We start from the raw sequence: 18,118 nt of genomic DNA, 5'->3' as shown, positions 1-18,118 counted from the left end.
TTCCCACCCTATCGGCCCGTGCTGAACCCGCCCGGTCACCCACACGGTTTGGGTACCGTCGGTGGGGACCATCACAATGGTTTCTGCGGGGCGTTTTGTGCGGAGGGGGTACTGGCCGATGGCGAGGAAGCAGGAGGGCGCTCGTAGCGGGTCCGCGTCGTCTCGTCGTTGGCACGGGGACGAGCCCATCCCGCTCACCGCTGACGGTATCGACGCTCGCATCTTCCGCCCCGGCCAGGCATCCGCTCAGCCGACGTCCCAGACCCATCCGACTCCGCCGGAACCTCCGGTCGAGGATGACAGCCCGACCCGGCTCGGCCCGGTGCGCACCGCCTCGACGTCGTGGACCCTGCCGCCGTCGGCGACGACCTCGCCGGAGACGACCGCTCCGCAGAGCCGTCGATCCGGGCCTCCCAAGGTTCACCGTGCCCGTCGCGTCCCCCTGGAGCGGTTCTTTCGAGCCGCGACCCCGATGGAGACCACCCTCGCCCTCAACCCGGGCAACTCCGACATGGCGACGCGGCAGGCTCGACGGGTCGTCGATCTCGTGACGAGGGTCTCCGTCATGGCGATCTCGGTCGGAGGTTCGGTCTCGGAGGCCATCGCGATGGCCCTGCGCATCACCGCGACCTACGGGGTGACAGTCCACATCGACATCACCAACACCTCCGTCATCGTCACCCAGCATCGAGGCCTGGAGGAGGACCCCATCACCGCGCTGCGGGTCGTGCGCTCCCGCAGCAACGACTACCAGCGTCTCGGTGAACTCCAACTCCTCGTCGACGACATCTGCGCCAGGACCGTCGGGCTGGAGGAGGCCGCTGATCGCCTTGCCGCCATCACCCGCAGCCCGCGTCTGTACCGGCAGTGGTTCGTCACCCTGAATGTGGGCCTCATGGGGGCCGGGTTGTCGACTCTCTTCGGTGGCGCCCCGATGGACGGTGTACTGAGCTTCTTCTCCACGTGCATCGTCGACGCCACCGTGCAGGCCATGGCGCGCAGGAGGATCACCAACTTCTTCACCCAAGCTGCCGGCGCGGGCATCGCCACTGCTTTCGCCCTGCTCGTCATGGTGTACATGGCGGCCTCCCACAACCCCATTCCGCTGTCCCCCTCTCTCATCGTCGCATCCGGAATGGTCTCCCTGCTGGCGGGAGGTTCCTTCGTCGCTGCTTCCCAGGACGCTCTCGATGGCTACGTCGTCACCAGTTCGGGACGATTCCTGGAGGGGTTCGTGCAGACCGGCGGGATCATCCTCGGTGTCATCACCGTCATGTGGGTCGGACTGCGACTAGGCGTACCGGGATACATCTCGCCATCCCTGGGATTCTCGACCGATCCCATCCTGCAGATGGTCTGCGCGGCCGTCATCGCCGTCACCTTCGGTATCTCCTCCCACGCCGGTTACCGCACCCTGGCCATCTGCGCGGTACTGGGAGCTGCCGCGTGGGGCGGCTACATCATTGGCATGCAGCTCACGGGATCGGTGTCTGCTGCCTCGGGACTCGGCGCCATGGTCGCTGGCATCATCGCCGCCCTGGGTGCCCGACGTTGGAGGGTGCCACAACTCGGTCTGGTGACGATCGCCATCGTCCCCCTGATGCCTGGTGTCATGATGTACCGAGCGCTGTACATGATCGTCAACGCCCAGAACGGGACCGGTGTCGCCACGGGCGACGGCTGGACCCTCTTCCTGGAGGCCCTGCTGGTGGGAGTGGCGCTGGCCGTGGGCGGCAGCTTCGGAGCCCTCATCGCTCGCCCGTTCACCTTGCCGAAGGATCTGCGCTCCCGGCTGGCGACCCTGGCCTCCTGGGGTGCTGGTCAGGCCGTCCCGCGCGAGCGGCGTCGTCGTCGGTCCCAGCCCCCGGCTGATCCGCATCATCCGGCCCTCAACAATCCCGACAACGACCCGTCCATGACGGGAACCTGGGCGCGGTAGCGCGCCCCCGCGGGTGCCGTCGTCAGTCCACCCGGGGCATCCGGGCCTTGGGCACCGGGACACACCACCTGGCCACAATGGCCAGCAGTACCGGCGGGGCGACCACGATGAGTGCCAGCCAGCCAACTGGCCACGGAACAGGCTGCATCGTGTCGGCACACCCAATCATGATGACGACGGGCACGAATCCCACGATCAATCCGAGCACCTGGCCGATACCTGTCGTGACGAAGGCCTGAGCCGCAACCATGCGTCGCAGCGTCGCGGTGGATGCTCCCACCGATGCGATGGCAGTACGCGAGGCGTTCGAGTCCGACAAGGTCAGGGCAAGTACCACGGCACCCACGAAGGTGGCCAGGAATGCCCCAATGATCGCCGCCCAGCGCACGAAGGTTCCCGAGGAGTCCGAGAATCCCTCTTCCCACTGGAAGTCGGAGGTACTTCCGGTGATGTCCATGAGGGAGTTCTGCAGACGGTCTCCCTCTTCCGAGGTCGGGGGGTGTGGCAGACGAAGCCACATGTCCGTCGCCTGGGTCTTCATGGCGTCGGGGCTGACTCCCAGCGCCTTGGCAGCGGTGTTGCGCCCGATGAGGGCTGGCATCTGGAGACCGAGAGAGCTCTCAGGGGCCTTGATCGCCGTCACCTCGAGCTCATGGGACCCATTCGGTTCGTCGTCCCGGAAGACTGATACCTGGGATCGTCCCCGTGCATCGGGCTGGAAGAGGATGATGCCCTTGTCAAGGGCCTTCATGACCTTGCTGCCGGCCTTCTGGCCGGTCAGTAGCTCGTAGAGGGTGCCATCGTCAATGACCGCCGAGGCGACGGACAGGTTGCGCTCCATCTCGTTGTCACGAGGAGCCGAACTCGGCGCATCCACACTGAGACCGTTCCTGCAGTTCTGTCCGCCCTTCTCACGGGTGACGGGTTCCAGCGCACGCTGGTATTTCACGGATGGCCCGAAGACTGCCTCAACCTGCTCGACCTCCTTGCTCATGCGTTTTTCAGAAGCAAAGTGGTCGTGACCGTCATCCCCGGTCAACCTCGCCACGTTGGCGGCGTAGTTGGGCTGGTAGCTGTTTCGATCCTGTATCGCGCTGCCATCCGCCAGGGTCACGAAGACACCGGCCAAGACGGTGATGGCCATGGACGCCGCGGCTCCCGCGACTGCTCTCCCCCGGTTCCGGTTGAGATCGCGCAGCGCAAAGCGGATCGACAGCCGCGATGACGGTGGTATGGACACCTTGTTGACGAGCCATGGCAGAGCCAAGACGGCAGCCAGGTACAAGATGACGATGGTCACGACAATGCCGATGTTGAGAGGAACGACGTCGTAGGGGTCGGACGTGTTGACACGGTCACGGATGACCCACCCGATCCCGACGAGTGCCCCGATGATCGCCACGACGATGGCTGCCATGGGACGCCGCACTGGTGAGGCCGCTGCCTCAGCGTGTCGAACCCCCATGAGGACGTCCTGGCGAGCCACCTCCCGCGCCGGGAGCCAACATGCGACCACCGCCGCCAACAGACCGATGACCAGACCGACGATGGCGTACTCCCAGTTGACACTGTAGGTCAGGAGGTATCCGGGATTGGCGCGACGTCCGATGACCACGAAGACATTGGCCGCTCCGATGCCGAGCACCACTCCTAGCACCGCGCCGGTCGAGCCGAGCAACAGTCCTTGGCCGATCATCACACCCATGAGGTCCCGGCGGGCGGCACCCGTGGTTCCCAGCAGAGCGAGCATGCGCCGCTGCTGGCGAGCCCCGATGGAGAAGGCGGCGGAGGCGATGGTGGCGGTGACGACCGAGGAGAGGACGACAGCGGCCAGAACCAGGGCGAACATCTGGCCCGCGACGACACCGTCATCGTCAGAAGCACTGTCGAGTTGCCGCTCCTCGACCCCCAGGCCCGAGGCGTTGAGTTTCGCGATCTGTTCCTTGGCGAGCTGTGGACCCTTGACGTAATAGGTGAGAGCCCCATTCCTGACGAGTGGATCCTCGGGGCCCACCCAGAAAGTCGGTTCGTAGCTGGACGACCGCTCTCGCATCAGCCCTGTGATGGTGCGTTGACGGCCGTCGATGGTGACGTGTGAGCCGGTTGACCAGCCATACTTCTTTGCAGCGCTTCCGGAGGCCCAGACATTGTTACCACGAGGCATCGGTCCACTCGGGAGTTCCATGCGATCAGGGCGCACGGCTGTCAGGTCAATCCCCTTGACGGCGCCCTCGAGGGTGGCGGATCGCCATGCCACGTCAACAGTCCTGACCCGCAGCGGATACAGCTCGTGACCCGCGACGTGGAGGTTCTCCATGGCCTGCCGCTGGCGGGCGCGCAGCTCGGGAGTCGGCGATCCCTGGACGTCGCAGTAAGCGAAATCCGGACTGTCCTGGGAGCAGTGACCATCCCAGTCCTCAATCGGCATGATGAGCATGTCGGCGTCGCCATACTTCGAGACGGTCTCACTGTCCGTAGTGGTTCCGTCGGCGTCGAGGATCGTGCCCAGCCCGGACATGATGGCCACGGGCAGAGCTATCAGCAGCACGATGAGCAGGGAACGCGCCTTGTGTCTGCGGATATCCCGGGCAGCCAGCCGGGTGATGAGCCGGCGGTGGGATCGTCCATGTGCGACGGCCTCTCCGGAGAGTCGGACGATGGCACCGCCGTAAGGGCTGTCGGGGGTGTTCCCGGATCCCATCACCACTCCCCGCGCTTCGGGTTGTCGCTGAGGAGTTCCATGGGGTCGCTGACGACCTGGGACTCGTCGACGATCTTGCCGTCACGCAGGAAGACCACGCGGTCTGCCCAGGCTGCGTGGCGTGCCTCATGGGTCACCAGGACGACGGCAACCCCCTCGTCAGCAAGTGCCCGGATGAGGGCCATGATGTCGTCACCCGTCGCAGAATCAAGGGCACCGGTGGGCTCGTCGGCGAGGAGGACCCGGCGGTCCCCGACGATGCCGCGCGCGATGGCGACCCGCTGACGTTGTCCCCCCGACATCTTCTCGATGTGCCGATCGGCAAGTCCGGGCAGACCGACACGTTCCAGGGCGATCGCGGCCGCATTGCGGGCACGCTTGGCGGAGACCCCGTCGAGTTCAAGGGGCAGGGAGACGTTCTCGACCGCAGTGAGGGTGGGGACGAGGTTGTAGTCCTGGAAGACGAAGCCGAGCTGACGGCGTCGGACTCGTGCCAGGTCGTCACGGGACATGCCCCCCAGCGGCTCTCCGCACACGGAGACCGTGCCGGAGGTGGGCTGATCCAGTCCTCCGGCGAGGCCGAGCAGGGTGGACTTGCCCGAACCTGATGGCCCCATGACGGCTGCAAAGATACCGGGATTGACGCCCAGACTGACGTCTTTGATGGCGTCGACCTGTCGCTCGCCGTCACCGAAGGAGCGACTCACGTGGTCCAGGGACAGGACGGTACGAGGCGTCGGACGAGTGATCTCGCCAGCGGCACGCGGCGGGGTCGACGTCATGCGGTTCAGGCCTCCTGGACGACCTTGGGCTCCTCCGCCACGGACTCGTCGCGGCGACGGCGAGAGGTCTGGATGGCCTTGGACTCACAGTGGTCGAGCCAGCGGATCTCGGCCTCGGCGACGAAGATCATTCCCTCAACGAGGAGCTGACCGGCGAGGTCTTCCTCGGCGACACCACGGCGGGCCTGACGGTATTCCTGCAACTGGTGCATGGTGGCGCGGCGCTGATCCTGGATGAGGGCAGCGACGTCAACTTCCTTCGAGGTGGCCGCAAGGGCAATCTTGATGGCGAGCTCGTTGCGCGGCGGATTCGCCGGGGTGATCGGGGTGGCGAACCACTTGCGCACCTCTTCGCGGCCCTCGGGGGTGATGGTGGCGATGACCCGACCATCGGGGGTCTCGTCGCCCCGGAAGCACAGCCGATCACGCTCGAGGCGGTCCAACGTTGTGTAAACCTGTCCAATATTTAGGGGCCAGGTGTGATTTGTGCGGCGATCAAACTCATTTTTGATCTCATACCCATGACGGGGCTTCTCAGCCAACAATGCGAGGATGGCGAACCTTATGGACATGTGACCTCCGGGTGCCGTGGTGGAATCTTGGCCAAGATTCGCATACGCGATATCCACCAGTCAAGGAATCATCGGTTTTGACCACATAGTAAGACACAGTGCAGATCAGGCGCCGACACCGACGTGGAGACGCCCCTCGAAGGCGCGCCCCAAGGTCACCTCATCGGCGTACTCCAAGTCGCCACCGACGGGCAGACCGGAGGCCAGACGCGACACCGTCACACCCATGGGGCTGATGAGACGGGACAGGTAGGTCGCCGTCGCCTCCCCCTCGAGGTTCGGGTTCGTGGCCAGGATGACCTCGGTCACCGCCTCGTCGGCCAGACGCTGGCACAGCTCGCGGATGTGAAGGTCAGCAGGACCCTTGCCGTCCAGCGGGGAGATGGCCCCACCCAGGACGTGATAGAGGCCACGGAACTGCCGGGTTCGCTCCACCGCGATGACGTCCTTGGACTCCTCGACGACGCAGATCATTGCCTGGTCCCGGCGCGGGTCGCGGCAGTACTGGCACACCTCGTCGGAGGAGACGTTGAAGCAGATCTTGCAGAACTTGGCCTTCTCTTTGACCTCGCGCAGGGCGTCGGCCAATTCGTTGACCTCCTCTGCCGGGGCGTCGAGGATGTGGAAGGCGATCCGCTGTGCACCCTTCGGCCCGATCCCGGGCAGCCGGGAAAGGGCGTCAATGAGTTCCTGCAGCGGACCGTCGTACATCAATTCTCCTGTCTGACGTGTGGGGGTGGATCAGAGCCCGAGGCCCGGCATCTGTGGCATGAGGGACTGCTGCATGGCGTGGGCCTGCTCGGTGGCGTCCTTGACGGCAGCCACGACGAGATCGGCGAGGGTCTCGGCATCGGTGCCCTCGAGGGCCTCGGGAGCGATCGTCAGAGCATCGAGATCACCGGTTCCGGTGACGGTGGCACGGACAAGTCCGCCGCCGGCAGTACCCTCGAAGCTGCTCTCCGCGAGCTGGGTCTGGGCCGCCTCGAGCTGGCCCTGGACGGACTGGGCCTGGGCGAGCAAGGCGCCCATGTCGATTCCGCTGAGGTCGAATCCTCCAGTGGTCATGATGTCTCCCATGTGTGTGGCCCCTGGTCCTCGTCGGTGGGGCGGCCTGGTGTCGCCAACCACAGTAGCCGCTGATGACGACGAGTTCGCGAGTCAGTACGTGCCGTGAGCGCAATCACCTGGCAACTGAGTCACGGTCGTCCGAGGTGTCGATGACGATCCCGCCCAGCTCACGCATGATGAGGTCCACCGGGCTCTCGTTGGACTCCTCCAGGACGGTGTCGTCCCACACGCCATCCTCCTCAGGAGGCTCCTCGATCTGAGCTGGACGATGATGAGCTGTCTCGAGGGGGCGCACACTTCCCTTGGCACGCTCACTCCAGCGGTGGGTGAGGCTGTGGGACGCCTGCACTGCAGCGTCCTGTGAGGATGCCGTGGAGGTGTTCTGCTCCCGGCCTGCGTCATGGGACTCACCGCCCTGCGCTGCCTCGACGTGATCCTCGGCGGGCACCAGGTCGGGCTCGGGATCGGCAGCCTCGCCACTATCGGGGTCGGGAGCGCCAGCCACCGGGCCGGACCCGACGATCTCATCGCGGACGTCCCCGGACTGATCCTCGGCGATGGAACCCGGGGCCGAGTTGTCGTCACCCGAGTCGGTGGGATGGGAACTGTCGATCGGCGAGTTCGAGGGCTCCTCCGAGGCATCAACGAAACTCGACTGACGGTCACCCGGTCGGTCCTGGGAAGCCCGACCGGGACGAGTAGGGTCCGGCTGACCGTCACCCCGTCCCGGGCCATGATGTGTCGGACTCTCACGGGTGGCCCCATGATCGGGAGGTTCCGGAGCCCAGGAATCCTCCGTCGGGGGTTCCTGGGCACCCGGTTCCTCATGAAACTGAGGACGTACCGCCGCCGGAGGTTCCCCGATCACTGCGGTGAAGGTCAGGTCCGCTCCCAGCACCTTGACGACGGCGTCGTGGAGGATCTTGGGGTAGTTGCCGTTGGCGAACCGTTCCCGCGCTCCAGGGTTGGAGAACCCCAGGGTGGCTTGGTTCCCGTGGACCTCCAGTACCTGGGCGTAGCTGCTGAGGACCATCCACGCGACACGTCCGCCGTCCTTCACGGCCTCAAGCACCTGCGGCCACTCGCGACGCAAGGCCGTGATGTCGATGGCACCCTCGGCACGATCACTCTGGTTCCCAGAGGGTTGCTGCGGCGCAGCCGGGGAGGGACGATCACGGCGGGTCTGGTCAGAGGTCTGCTGTTCCTGAGGCTTGGGCTGTTGGCGCTGTTCGGTCGCCGGGCCGCCATCAGCCGTCCCCTGCGGTCCCTGGGCATGACCTTGGGGGCCATTCTGGGCGGGGTATGGCTGACCGCCCGGTTCGTTGCCGGGTTGGTAATCCCTACGGCTGGGGCGCGGGCGCCCGGATGGACCCTGTGCCGGCTGGGAACCGCCACGAGGCGCGACCGACTGCTGGGGAGGTCCGAACTGCTGAGGACGTTCGGCAGGGCGGGAGACAGGCTGGCTGGCGGTAGGGCTCTCGACGCGGTCGGCCTCGTCCACAGGACCCGAGACGCCGATCCTGCGCTCCAAGCGCTCCAGACGGGCATGGATGCCGCGGCCCCCGGTGTCAGCCGCAGGGAGCAGGATCCGCGAGCACATCAGCTCCAGGTGAAGCCTGGGAGCAGTGGTGCCGCGCATGTTCGTCAGTCCGGTGGCCAGAACCTCCGCGGCACGGGTGAGCTCGCCGGCACCGAAGCCGGCTACCTGGTGGGTCAACCGGGTGGCCTGCTCAGGAGAGACGTCGATGAGGCCGGTCCGGCATGCGTCTGGGACGGCCGAGATGATGACGAGATCACGCATCCGGCGCAGCAGGTCCTCGGCAAAGCGGCGCGGATCTTGCCCCACCTCGATGATCTTGTCAATGGTGGCGAAGACCTCGTGGGCGTCCCCGGCTGCGAAGGCGTCAACGATCTCGTCGAGGAGGGCTTCGGGGGTGTAACCGAGCAGGGCTGCCGCCTGCTCATAGCTGACGTGGCCATCGGCGGCGCCGCCGAGTAACTGATCCAGCACCGACAGGCTGTCTCGCACCGATCCGCCACCAGCGCGCACCACGAGGGGCAGGACGGCGTGGTCGACGTCGATCCCCTCCTTAACGCACAGCTCAGCCAAGTAATCGACGAGAACCTTCGGCGGCACCAGACGGAAGGGATAGTGGTGGGTCCGGGAACGAATCGTCCCGATGACCTTCTCCGGCTCGGTCGTCGCGAAGATGAACTTGACGTGCGGCGGGGGCTCCTCGACGAGTTTCAGCAGGGCGTTGAAGCCCTGAGGGGTGACCATGTGGGCCTCGTCGATGATGTAGATCTTGTACCGCGAGTGCACCGGGGCGAAGAAGGCCCGCTCACGCAGATCACGGGCGTCGTCGACGCCGCCGTGGGAGGCCGCGTCAATCTCGATGACGTCGATCGATCCGGGGCCGCCACAGGCCAGGTCGCGGCATGACTGGCACTTCCCGCACGGGGTTGGCGTGGGGCCCTGCTCGCAGTTGAGCGCTCGGGCCAGAATGCGGGCGGTCGTCGTCTTGCCGCAGCCGCGCGGCCCGGAGAAGAGGTAGGCGTGGTTGACGCGGTTGTTGAGGATGGCCCGCTTGAGCGGCTCGATGACATGGTCCTCACCGATGACCTCGTCGAAGGTCTCCGGACGGTAACGTCGATAGAGGGCCAACGGAGGTTCGAGCGGATCGTCGTCAGGACGGCTGTCGGGGATGTCGATGTCGGGGTCCTCCACGGTCAACTCCTGAATCCGTTCGATGGTGTCGGCATCGTCGACGTCACCCTCGTCCTCGTCGGTCTCCAGACCGTCGGGCTCGCCGGGAGTCTCAGGACCGTCCAGCAGACCCGGATCACGCGAATCCGGGGGAAGGTCGTCGTCAGGGGTGGCTTCGTCAGGGGGCATGACGGGGCGCGGCGGCTCCTCGTCGCCGAAAAGATCCGGACCGTCCTGTTCGAAGGCCTCAGGCTCGACGACCTCGTCCTCCATGCCCGGCTCAGGCACCCTCTCATCCACGGGAAGAACCCTAGTTGACGACCGCGACACAGTCTCATCAGTCCGACGAGCTCTGCGTGGAACAGCCTCAGCCGAAGAAGACCAGCAGGAGGCTGATGACCGTGACGACGGCGAAGGTGGTCCACGCGATCTGCACCGCAGAGCGCACCGGATGCCCCAACCGCTTGGCCTTGCGGCCGCACGAGGTCGTCACCAGCGGAGGGATGAAGAAGGCGACGATGTCCAGCCCGATAACCGTCCAGGTCAGCCATGCCGGGACCCCGCTGTCGTGGAGTTGGGGGTAACCGAGATTGGCCGGCAGCATTGTCTGGGCCATCATCCCCACGATGCCCGCAACGATGAACAGCAGTAGCGAGCACCAGGTGATGCCTGCCCAAATGGAGCCGGCTCGGTCGGTCGTGATGATGCGTTGCTGATCGTTCATGACGACCCTCCTTCCGGGCATTGACGAATGCCTGACGGGGGCGCGGCTGCCGCGGACATGAAAAGGGCTCCCCGCGCACCCGGTAGAGCCAACCTACCCTTGCTACCTCTCGGTCCTGGGGGAGTTCAGTCAGGTGCCGCCGCACGAGGAACCAAGTTCAAGTCTAACCAACGACTGGCTGCAGGGACAACTGGCTCCGGCTCCGAACCGTAGCCCACGGTGTGGTGGGATCGCGTCGGACGGCACCGGCTGCAAGGACCGATGACGGGTCATAGCATTGCCACCACCTTTTCCACCCAGATCTCCCGACGAGGACCCCGGCCCTGGGCAACGACAGTATCGGAGCACAAGGAGGCATCATGACGAGGATCGACGTCTGGCTGTGGTCGGTGCGCGCGTACAAGTCGAGGTCGCTGGCCACCGACGCCGTCAAAGGAGGACACATCCGTCTCAACGGCGATCCGGTCAAGCCTTCCCATGACGTCAAGCCCGGTGACGTCGTCACGATCCGCACCCCAGGATGGGATCGGGTGCTCAAGGTCGTTGACCCGATCTCGAAGCGCGTCGGCGCGAAGCTGGCCGTCGAGGCCTACGAAGACCTGTCAGTTCCTCGGCCCGCCTACCTGTCCGCTCCCCTCGCTCGTCGTGACCGTGGAGCTGGACGACCCACCAAGAAGGACCGTCGCCAGATTGATCGGCTTCGAGGCCGTGACTCTCACTACTAGGGCCACCCCGCTCCCCGGATTGGCGCCGCGCGCGAAGTCCATGTATGTTACTCTGCGGAGGATTCGCCTAGAGGCCTATGGCGCTCGCTTGGAAAGCGGGTTGGGTTCACGCCCTCACGAGTTCGAATCTCGTATCCTCCGCGGACAGCCCGCCTCCTTGGTTCATCCGAGTGGGCGGGCAGTGTTTTCCCGCGTGCTTTTTCTCCTTGTCAGGGTCCGGTTCATGACTTTCTGCCCACACTGTGGTATTTCGGTTTCTGATCAGGGATGCTGCCACCTCACGTGACACGAGCCTCATTCCCCGCCGTGGTCACCGCTACGTCATGATGCTGCGGTGATCTAAGGTTGCGAACAAGGCCACGAGGAGGCGTCCATGAAACCTTCACGAGTTCGCTGGGATGAACTACCCAAGTCGGTCCACGATCGCGTTGCCGAGATCCTGGGCTCCCCTGTCTCCGTCGACACCGTCCAAGCCCATGGCACCACTCCGGGGCTTGCCTCCCGAGTCGTCACCGCCAATGGCATTCACGCCTTCGTCAAGACCAGCCATTCCGACATCAATGCGGACATCCCCGACCTCAACCGTCGCGAAGCCACCGTGCTGTCCTTCCTCCCCAATGCCGCCCCTGCGCCGCGGTTGTTGGGTCAGATCGACGTGGACGGGTGGGTCGGCATGGTGACCTCCGACATTGAGGGACCCCATCCCGAACTGCCCTGGTCCGACGAGGGCATCACCCCCACCTTGGCCGCACTGTCCCGCTTGGCCGAGGTGACGGCTGGTTTCTTCCAGCCGTGGGAGTCGTTCTCGGCACGCCTGCACAACACACCATCTGTGTGGGAAGAATTCATGACCGACGCTCCAGCTGACCTCGACCCTTGGCTCATTGAGCGCCTGCCCGACCTCGCCGGGCGGGTCGAGCGACTCACCCGTCACGCCAACGGCGACACCGTCATCCACGGTGCCGTCCGATCCGACAACGTGCTGCTACGCACTGACGGAGCAGTCCTCGTCGATTGGTCCCACGCTCTGATCGGCCCTGCGTGGGTCGATGCCGCTGGGCTCATCGTCGACATCATTCACACTGATCCCATTGACGCCCCGCGGTGGAATCGCGCCGACGCCCTCGTCAAACACGTCGCAGCCGAGTTCTCCCCGTCCACTCATGGCGAACCAGCCGTCGAACCCATCGTCGACCTTCTCGTCGCCGTCTTAGGGATCTCAGAGCGCGAATGCCGCAAGCCTGACCCCGCTGGAATGCCGCAACTTCGCGAATTCCAGCGCGAGCGGGCGAGCAGGCTGCGCGCCTGGTTGTGGGCCTCCGAACATCTCGCGTGATCGCCGAACAACCCCTCAGTTCAGAACACGGAAGGGCTCCGATCTGTCGGAGAGCCCCTTTAAGGTGGGGATGTGACGACTTCCACTCCCCCGTCCGCCGCACCCGCCTCAACGTACCGGCTGCAGTTCAACGAGGACTTCACCTTCGCTGACGCCATCGGCCAGGTCGGCCACCTGGCTGCCCTGGGAGTCAGCCATCTGTTCTGCTCCCCCATTTTGCAGGCCGCACCTGGGTCCACCCATGGCTACGACGTCGTGGACCACACCCGCATCTCCCATGAATGCGGTGGCGAGGACGACTTCCGTCGACTCTGCGAGACGGCCCATCAGGCTGGACTGGGCATCGTCGTCGACGTCGTCCCGAACCACATGGCGGTGCCGACACCGCTGTGGCACAACTCGGCGCTGTGGAGTGTGCTGCGCGACGGCCCTTCCTCCCCGTACGCAACCTGGTTCGACGTCGACGTCTCGAAGTCCCTGTCGATCCTCATGGCCATCCTCGGCGATCGCATCGGCACGGAACTGACAGCCGGCACCATCCACGTCGAGACCCGGGACATCCCGGACCAGGACGGCACCACCCACCCCGAGGACGTCGTCGTCTACTACGATCACACCTTTCCGGTGCGTCCCGGCACCGAGTCCATGCCGCTGGCCGAACTGCTCGACCAGCAGTGGTACCGGCTGGCGAGCTGGAAGGTCGCCACCGAGGAGCTCAACTACCGCCGCTTCTTCAATGTCGACACTCTGGCAGCTATCCGCGTCGAGGATGACGACGTTTTTGCCACCTCCCATGCCAAACTGCTGCAGCTCTACCGTGACGGGCTCATCGACGGGTTCCGCATCGATCACCCGGACGGTCTGGCCAACCCACGCAAATACCTGGCGGATCTGCAACGAGCCACCGATGGCGCATGGGTTGTCGTCGAGAAGATCCTGGAACCCTCCGAGACCCTCTCTGCCGAACTTCCGTGCGCAGGCACAACGGGTTATGACTCCTTGCTGCGCGTCGACGGGCTGTTCATCGACCCGACCGGATTGGTACCCCTGAGCACGCTCTACGAGCGTATCTGCGCTGACGACGATTCGCAGGCATCCTTCCCTGCCGAGCTGGACAAGGCCAAACGGGAAGTCCTTGACGACATGCTCGTCACCGAACTCAACCGGCTGGCAAATGTCGCTGTGGACATTTGCGCTTCCGACATCATGCTGCGTGACCACACCCGCCGCCAGCTGACAAGGGCCATCACCGAGCTCCTCGTCGCGATGGATCGGTACCGCGCCTACCTCGAGCCCGGTCGCGTTCCGGGGCCCGGCGAGGTCAAGGTCATCGAAACCGCGGCAAGCCTCGCCCGTCTAGAGCTACCAGAAGAGGAGCACGACACCCTCGAACTGATCGTCGACATGGTGTGCGGACGCCTTGGGCCCTCGAGTGACCCGGTGGCACAAGCCAGCCGGGATGAGTTCATGGTCCGTTTCGCCCAGACCTGCGGGCCAGTGATGGCCAAGGCCAAGGAGGACACCGCCTTCTACCGCTACACCCGCTTCACCGCGGTCAACGAGGTGGGCTGTGACCCAGAACTGGCCGGGATCTCGGTCGATGACTTCCACGACTTCGCGACCAATCTGGGCGAGAAATTCCCGACGACGATGACAACCCTGTCAACCCACGACACCAAGCGGTCGACCGACGTCCGCGCCCGCCTGGCCAGCCTGACGGAGTTCCCGCGCGAGTGGGAGCAGACGGTTGCGGCCCTGGAGAGCGTCACCGCTGACCAGCGTTCGGAGTTGCTCGACGGGGCGACGATCAACCTGCTGTGGCAGACCCTGGCGGGGACGTGGCGGCTTCCCGGGACCGCCGCTGGCTCCGAGCCGATCAGTGCGGACAGGCTGGTCTCCTACCTGACGAAGGCGGTACGCGAGGCCAAGTCCCACACCACCTGGACCCATCCCGACGAGGACTACGAGTCGGCGCTGACGGATCTGGCGAAGTTCTGTCTGAGTGACGAGTCGGTGGCTGAGGCGCTCGACGAATTCACCGAGACGACTCAGACGGCGGTCCGTGCGGCGATCCTTGGACGCGTTCTGGTGCAGTTGACGATGCCTGGGGTGCCCGACACCTACCAGGGCTGTGAGGTCGTCGATCTGTCCTTGGTGGACCCGGACAACCGTCGCCCGGTCGATCATGACCGGTCAGCTCGGCTGCTCAAGGTGGTGGCGTCCAATGGCCTTGACGCTGTGGCTGACGAGGATCGTCTGGATGCCGAGAAGTTGCTGGTGGTCCATCGGGCCCTGGACGTTCGCCGTCGCCATGCCAACGCCTTCCGTGGTGAACATGCGAGCTACCGCCCCGTCGCGACGACCACCGGTCACGCGGTCGCTTTCGCCCGCGGAATTGACGATGAGCCCCCGACGGTCATCACCGTCGCCACCCGCCTGGCTGGAGCGCTGGAAGGACGCGGCGGCTGGGCCGACCACCAGATCGTGCTGCCCGAGGGCACGTTCACCGATGTCATCACCGGAAAGACGATTGAGGGAGGCATGGTGAAGCTCGCCGATCTGCTGGACGAGATGCCAGTTGCCCTGCTGGTCGAGGAGGAGAGGTGATGACGAATCAGTTGACGGTCTGGGCCCCCGCTGTCACGAAGGTTCAGACCCTTCTCGATGGAGACCTCCTGAACATGACCCGAGCCGGGGGCTGGTGGACACTCCCCCGACCAGTGAAGGCCGGTCAGCGCTACCAGTTCGTCCTGGACGGCGGGGACCCGCTGCCCGATCCACGCAGCCGGTACCAGCCCGAGGGGGTCGACGGACCGTCGCAGGTGTACATCCCGAGCAAGCCGGCCCCCTGGGAGGGCATGGATCTCAAGGGACGAGTGCTCTATGAGATGCACATCGGCACCTTCACCGAGCAGGGCACCTTCACCGCCGCCATCGATCGCCTCGACGACCTCGTCGAACTCGGGGTGGAGGCCGTCGAGGTCATGCCAGTCGCCCAGATTCCCGGCACTCGCGGCTGGGGATACGACGGGGTGGATCTGTACGCCACCCAGAACACCTACGGCGGCCCGGCCAGCTTCCAGCAGTTCATCGACGCTGCCCATGCCAAGGGACTCGGGGTCATCCTCGACGTCGTCTACAACCACCTCGGACCGGAGGGGAACTACCTGGCCGAGTTCGGCCCCTACTTCAATCACCATCACCCGACCCCGTGGGGCGACGCAGTGAATTTCGACGGGAACGACAACCTGCCAGTCCGCCAATTCGTCATCGACAACGCTCACCAGTGGCTCGTCGAATACGGGGTCGATGGGCTCCGTCTGGATGCCGTCCATGCCCTCGTCGATGACTCCGAGACCCATATCCTCGCCGAGTTGTCCACAAAAGTCGCCGAGTGGTCCGAGGAGATCGGTCGCCCACTGACCCTCATCGCCGAGTCCGACCTCAACCAGGCCGACATGGTCACACCGGTCGGTGTCACCGAGGCGGCTCGCGGCATGACGATGCAGTGGGACGACGACATCCACCACAGTCTGCATGCCTTCTTCACTGGGGAGACTGACGGCTATTACTCCGACTTCGGGAGCGCCGAGACGCTGGCCAAGGCCTTCACCAGCGTCTTCGTCCACGACGGCGGCTGGTCGTCGTTCCGGGAGCAGAACTGGGGAGCCCCGGTTGACGTCAGCAGTGCTTCCTACGACGCTACGTCTTTCGTGAGCTTCATCCAGGATCACGATCAGATCGGCAATCGCGCCGTCGGAGACCGTCTGGGCCACAACGGAGCCGACCCGAATCTTCAAGCGGCAGCCGCCGCACTGTACCTACTGGGGCCTTTCACTCCCATGATCTTCATGGGCGAGGAATGGGCGGCCTCAACCCCATTCCCATTCTTCAGCGACCTGGGCCCTGATCTTGGCCCCTTGATCACTGCTGGACGCCGTCAAGAATTCCAGAAGATGGCGTGGCACGGGGCCATCCCAGACCCTCAAGCCATGATGACCTTCCGGTCAGCGCGACTGAAGTGGGATGAGCGTCACGACCCAGAACACGCACGGATGCTCGGCTGGTACCGCACTCTGCTAGGGATCCGCGCATCACTTCCACCCCACGTCGCTCATAGCCTGACGGCCACGACGATGACCGTGATCTCCCCCGATGCCGTCGTCATGAGGCGTCCCGGTGTCATCGTCGTGGCGAATCGAAGCGATGCTCCTGTCACGGTCGCGGGTCTGGTTGACGATCCAGCCCACACTGTGGCGAGGGGAAGCTGCGACGTCGAAGACAGCTCGCTCACCCTGCGTGGCCCAGGGTGCGTCGTCCAGACTGATCTGGGGATCCATGCCCAGTGGGCAGTGTGAGCTCACCCTGTGACGCCGAGACGCAGAACCACATCCCAGCTCAGCGGGCGAAGCCATCATCGCTATGCGCGAGCTTTACCTGTACTGAGCGAATCTCTTCAGCCGCAACGACAGGACAAAGACAGAAAGACGAGGGCATCCCTCGTCTTTCTGGCACCAATTCTCATATCCGGGGCCATCCCCGATCAATGATGTCGGCCCGATGCCTCTCACACCTCGCAGCCGCAGGGATCCTTCGACCAGCGGATGGTACTAAGAGCTATCTGCTGGTAATTGAGGTCGGTATACTTGAGAGTGTCCTCATTTAGGTACAGGATGGAGAAACGATTGATCGGACCCTTGATCGTAATGAGCACGGTCCCCTTGGTGTCGCTGTCCATATCCCACTCATGAGTTTTGTCGAGCCCCCCGTGCTCGAAAGGAGACTCAACCTTGACACGATTACTTCCATTACCACTGACGCGCAGGTACTCTGGCTCAAGAGGCGACGCCGTGATCGGTGCACCATCAGCTGTAACGGTCACAGAATCCCGATAGTGATCTCTCTTGCCTGAGCCCTGTGAATCGATGTCATGAAGCAAGAACTGCACACAACTGGCCGGGCCAGGGAAGTTAACATGCAGCAAACTACCAGCAGTCCCGTCACCATTCTGAGCAATGGCAATCATCTCAGAGACCCAAGGGTAATCACTCTTAACCTTGGCAAGCTTCCTCGGGCTAATGATGTCGCCATCCAAATTGGATGCATAGATACCGCCGGTGGTAATTTTCGCACCCGGGCGTGCTTCCCTTCGTGCCACCAGCTCGGGGGTAACGAAGCTCTTCTCCCAATGCGCCCCCGTGTACACGCAGTCCTGGCTGGCAGCTACCGAGGGCAGCGCAGTCGAGGCAGTTACTGCAGGTACAGCCCACGCCACACCCTTGACCATGTTACGTCGACTCAGGTTGTTGTTCATTTCTCTCCCATGGATGCGAGATAACGCTGTCGGGATCGGACGCGACGCGCCACATACCGGGAAAATCCTCACATGACCACTCCGTGACTGTCAAGTCACGTGCCCAGTGACAGCTGCTGGCCGCTAGCTTACTGCACACGAAACTGGTAGCCGAACTCTCCATCGGACCCGTCACGAGAGATCCCCGTTGACACTATCAGCTCTCAGACCAGCTACACACAGGTCTGAAGCCTGGTCCTGATGCGCGCGG

13 protein-coding genes, 1 tRNA gene and 1 other RNA gene are annotated in these 18,118 nt (G+C 64.5%); 6 read left to right on the top strand and 9 right to left on the bottom strand.

The features are described 5' to 3' along the window. Positions 1-472 precede the first annotated feature (472 nt). Positions 473-1,939, top strand: coding sequence for a threonine/serine exporter family protein (locus HMPREF9153_RS06120; protein ID WP_036902193.1), 1,467 nt, complete (start codon positions 473-475; stop codon positions 1,937-1,939). 22 nt (positions 1,940-1,961) lie between these two features. On the opposite strand, the gene HMPREF9153_RS06115 is transcribed toward HMPREF9153_RS06120, so the two are convergent. The 8 genes from HMPREF9153_RS06115 to ffs form a co-directional block, all read right to left on the bottom strand. Further along, positions 1,962-4,640: an FtsX-like permease family protein gene (locus tag HMPREF9153_RS06115; RefSeq protein ID WP_004810358.1), complete on the bottom strand. Its 2,679-nt coding sequence runs from the start codon at positions 4,638-4,640 to the stop codon at positions 1,962-1,964. Then, a complete protein-coding gene (locus HMPREF9153_RS06110) occupies positions 4,640-5,422 on the bottom strand; it encodes an ABC transporter ATP-binding protein (protein ID WP_004810357.1) in 783 nt (260 codons plus the stop codon). The genes HMPREF9153_RS06115 and HMPREF9153_RS06110 overlap by 1 nt, the downstream gene beginning before the upstream one ends. A gap of 5 nt (positions 5,423-5,427) precedes the next feature. After that, positions 5,428-5,994, bottom strand: coding sequence for a PadR family transcriptional regulator (locus HMPREF9153_RS06105; protein WP_004810356.1), 567 nt, complete (start codon positions 5,992-5,994; stop codon positions 5,428-5,430). Positions 5,995-6,099: 105 nt separating this feature from the next. Then, positions 6,100-6,705 (bottom strand): recombination mediator RecR, encoded by a 606-nt coding sequence (recR, locus tag HMPREF9153_RS06100; RefSeq protein WP_004810355.1) that lies wholly within the window; start codon positions 6,703-6,705, stop codon positions 6,100-6,102. Between the two features lie 30 nt (positions 6,706-6,735). Beyond that, the gene (locus HMPREF9153_RS06095; RefSeq protein ID WP_036980073.1) at positions 6,736-7,059 is read right to left on the bottom strand and encodes a YbaB/EbfC family nucleoid-associated protein; all 324 of its coding nucleotides are present in this window, start codon (positions 7,057-7,059) and stop codon (positions 6,736-6,738) included. 115 nt (positions 7,060-7,174) lie between these two features. After that, on the bottom strand, positions 7,175-10,042 hold the full coding sequence (locus HMPREF9153_RS06090) for a DNA polymerase III subunit gamma and tau (RefSeq protein WP_036980071.1): 2,868 nt from the start codon (positions 10,040-10,042) through the stop codon (positions 7,175-7,177). Positions 10,043-10,136: 94 nt separating this feature from the next. After that, a complete protein-coding gene (locus HMPREF9153_RS06085; RefSeq protein WP_004810352.1) occupies positions 10,137-10,514 on the bottom strand; it encodes a hypothetical protein in 378 nt (125 codons plus the stop codon). A 38-nt stretch (positions 10,515-10,552) separates the two neighbouring features. Continuing rightward, positions 10,553-10,649: signal recognition particle sRNA small type (gene ffs, locus HMPREF9153_RS11585), an RNA gene on the bottom strand. 203 nt (positions 10,650-10,852) lie between these two features. On the opposite strand from ffs, the gene HMPREF9153_RS06080 reads away from it, so the two are divergent. From HMPREF9153_RS06080 to treZ, 5 genes are all read left to right on the top strand, one after another. Beyond that, the gene (locus tag HMPREF9153_RS06080) at positions 10,853-11,218 is read left to right on the top strand and encodes an RNA-binding S4 domain-containing protein (RefSeq protein ID WP_004810351.1); all 366 of its coding nucleotides are present in this window, start codon (positions 10,853-10,855) and stop codon (positions 11,216-11,218) included. Positions 11,219-11,274: 56 nt separating this feature from the next. Continuing rightward, positions 11,275-11,359: transfer RNA gene (locus HMPREF9153_RS06075), tRNA-Ser, on the top strand. A 232-nt stretch (positions 11,360-11,591) separates the two neighbouring features. Further along, a complete protein-coding gene (locus HMPREF9153_RS06070; protein ID WP_004810350.1) occupies positions 11,592-12,554 on the top strand; it encodes a phosphotransferase family protein in 963 nt (320 codons plus the stop codon). Between the two features lie 72 nt (positions 12,555-12,626). Beyond that, entirely contained in the window at positions 12,627-15,161 is a 2,535-nt protein-coding gene (gene treY / locus HMPREF9153_RS06065) for a malto-oligosyltrehalose synthase (RefSeq protein ID WP_004810349.1), read from the top strand. Next, complete coding sequence (treZ, locus tag HMPREF9153_RS06060) at positions 15,161-16,912, top strand: malto-oligosyltrehalose trehalohydrolase (RefSeq protein WP_004810348.1); 1,752 nt, start codon at positions 15,161-15,163, stop codon at positions 16,910-16,912. The genes treY and treZ overlap by 1 nt, the downstream gene beginning before the upstream one ends. A 209-nt stretch (positions 16,913-17,121) precedes the next feature. Here treZ and HMPREF9153_RS06055 read toward each other — a convergent pair whose 3' ends face one another. After that, positions 17,122-17,868: a hypothetical protein gene (locus HMPREF9153_RS06055; RefSeq protein WP_004810347.1), complete on the bottom strand. Its 747-nt coding sequence runs from the start codon at positions 17,866-17,868 to the stop codon at positions 17,122-17,124. Positions 17,869-18,118 lie beyond the last annotated feature (250 nt).

This window comes from Cutibacterium avidum ATCC 25577 (assembly GCF_000227295.1).
GTDB lineage: Bacteria > Actinomycetota > Actinomycetes > Propionibacteriales > Propionibacteriaceae > Cutibacterium > Cutibacterium avidum.
This window is presented reverse-complemented; position numbering and strand designations above follow the sequence as displayed.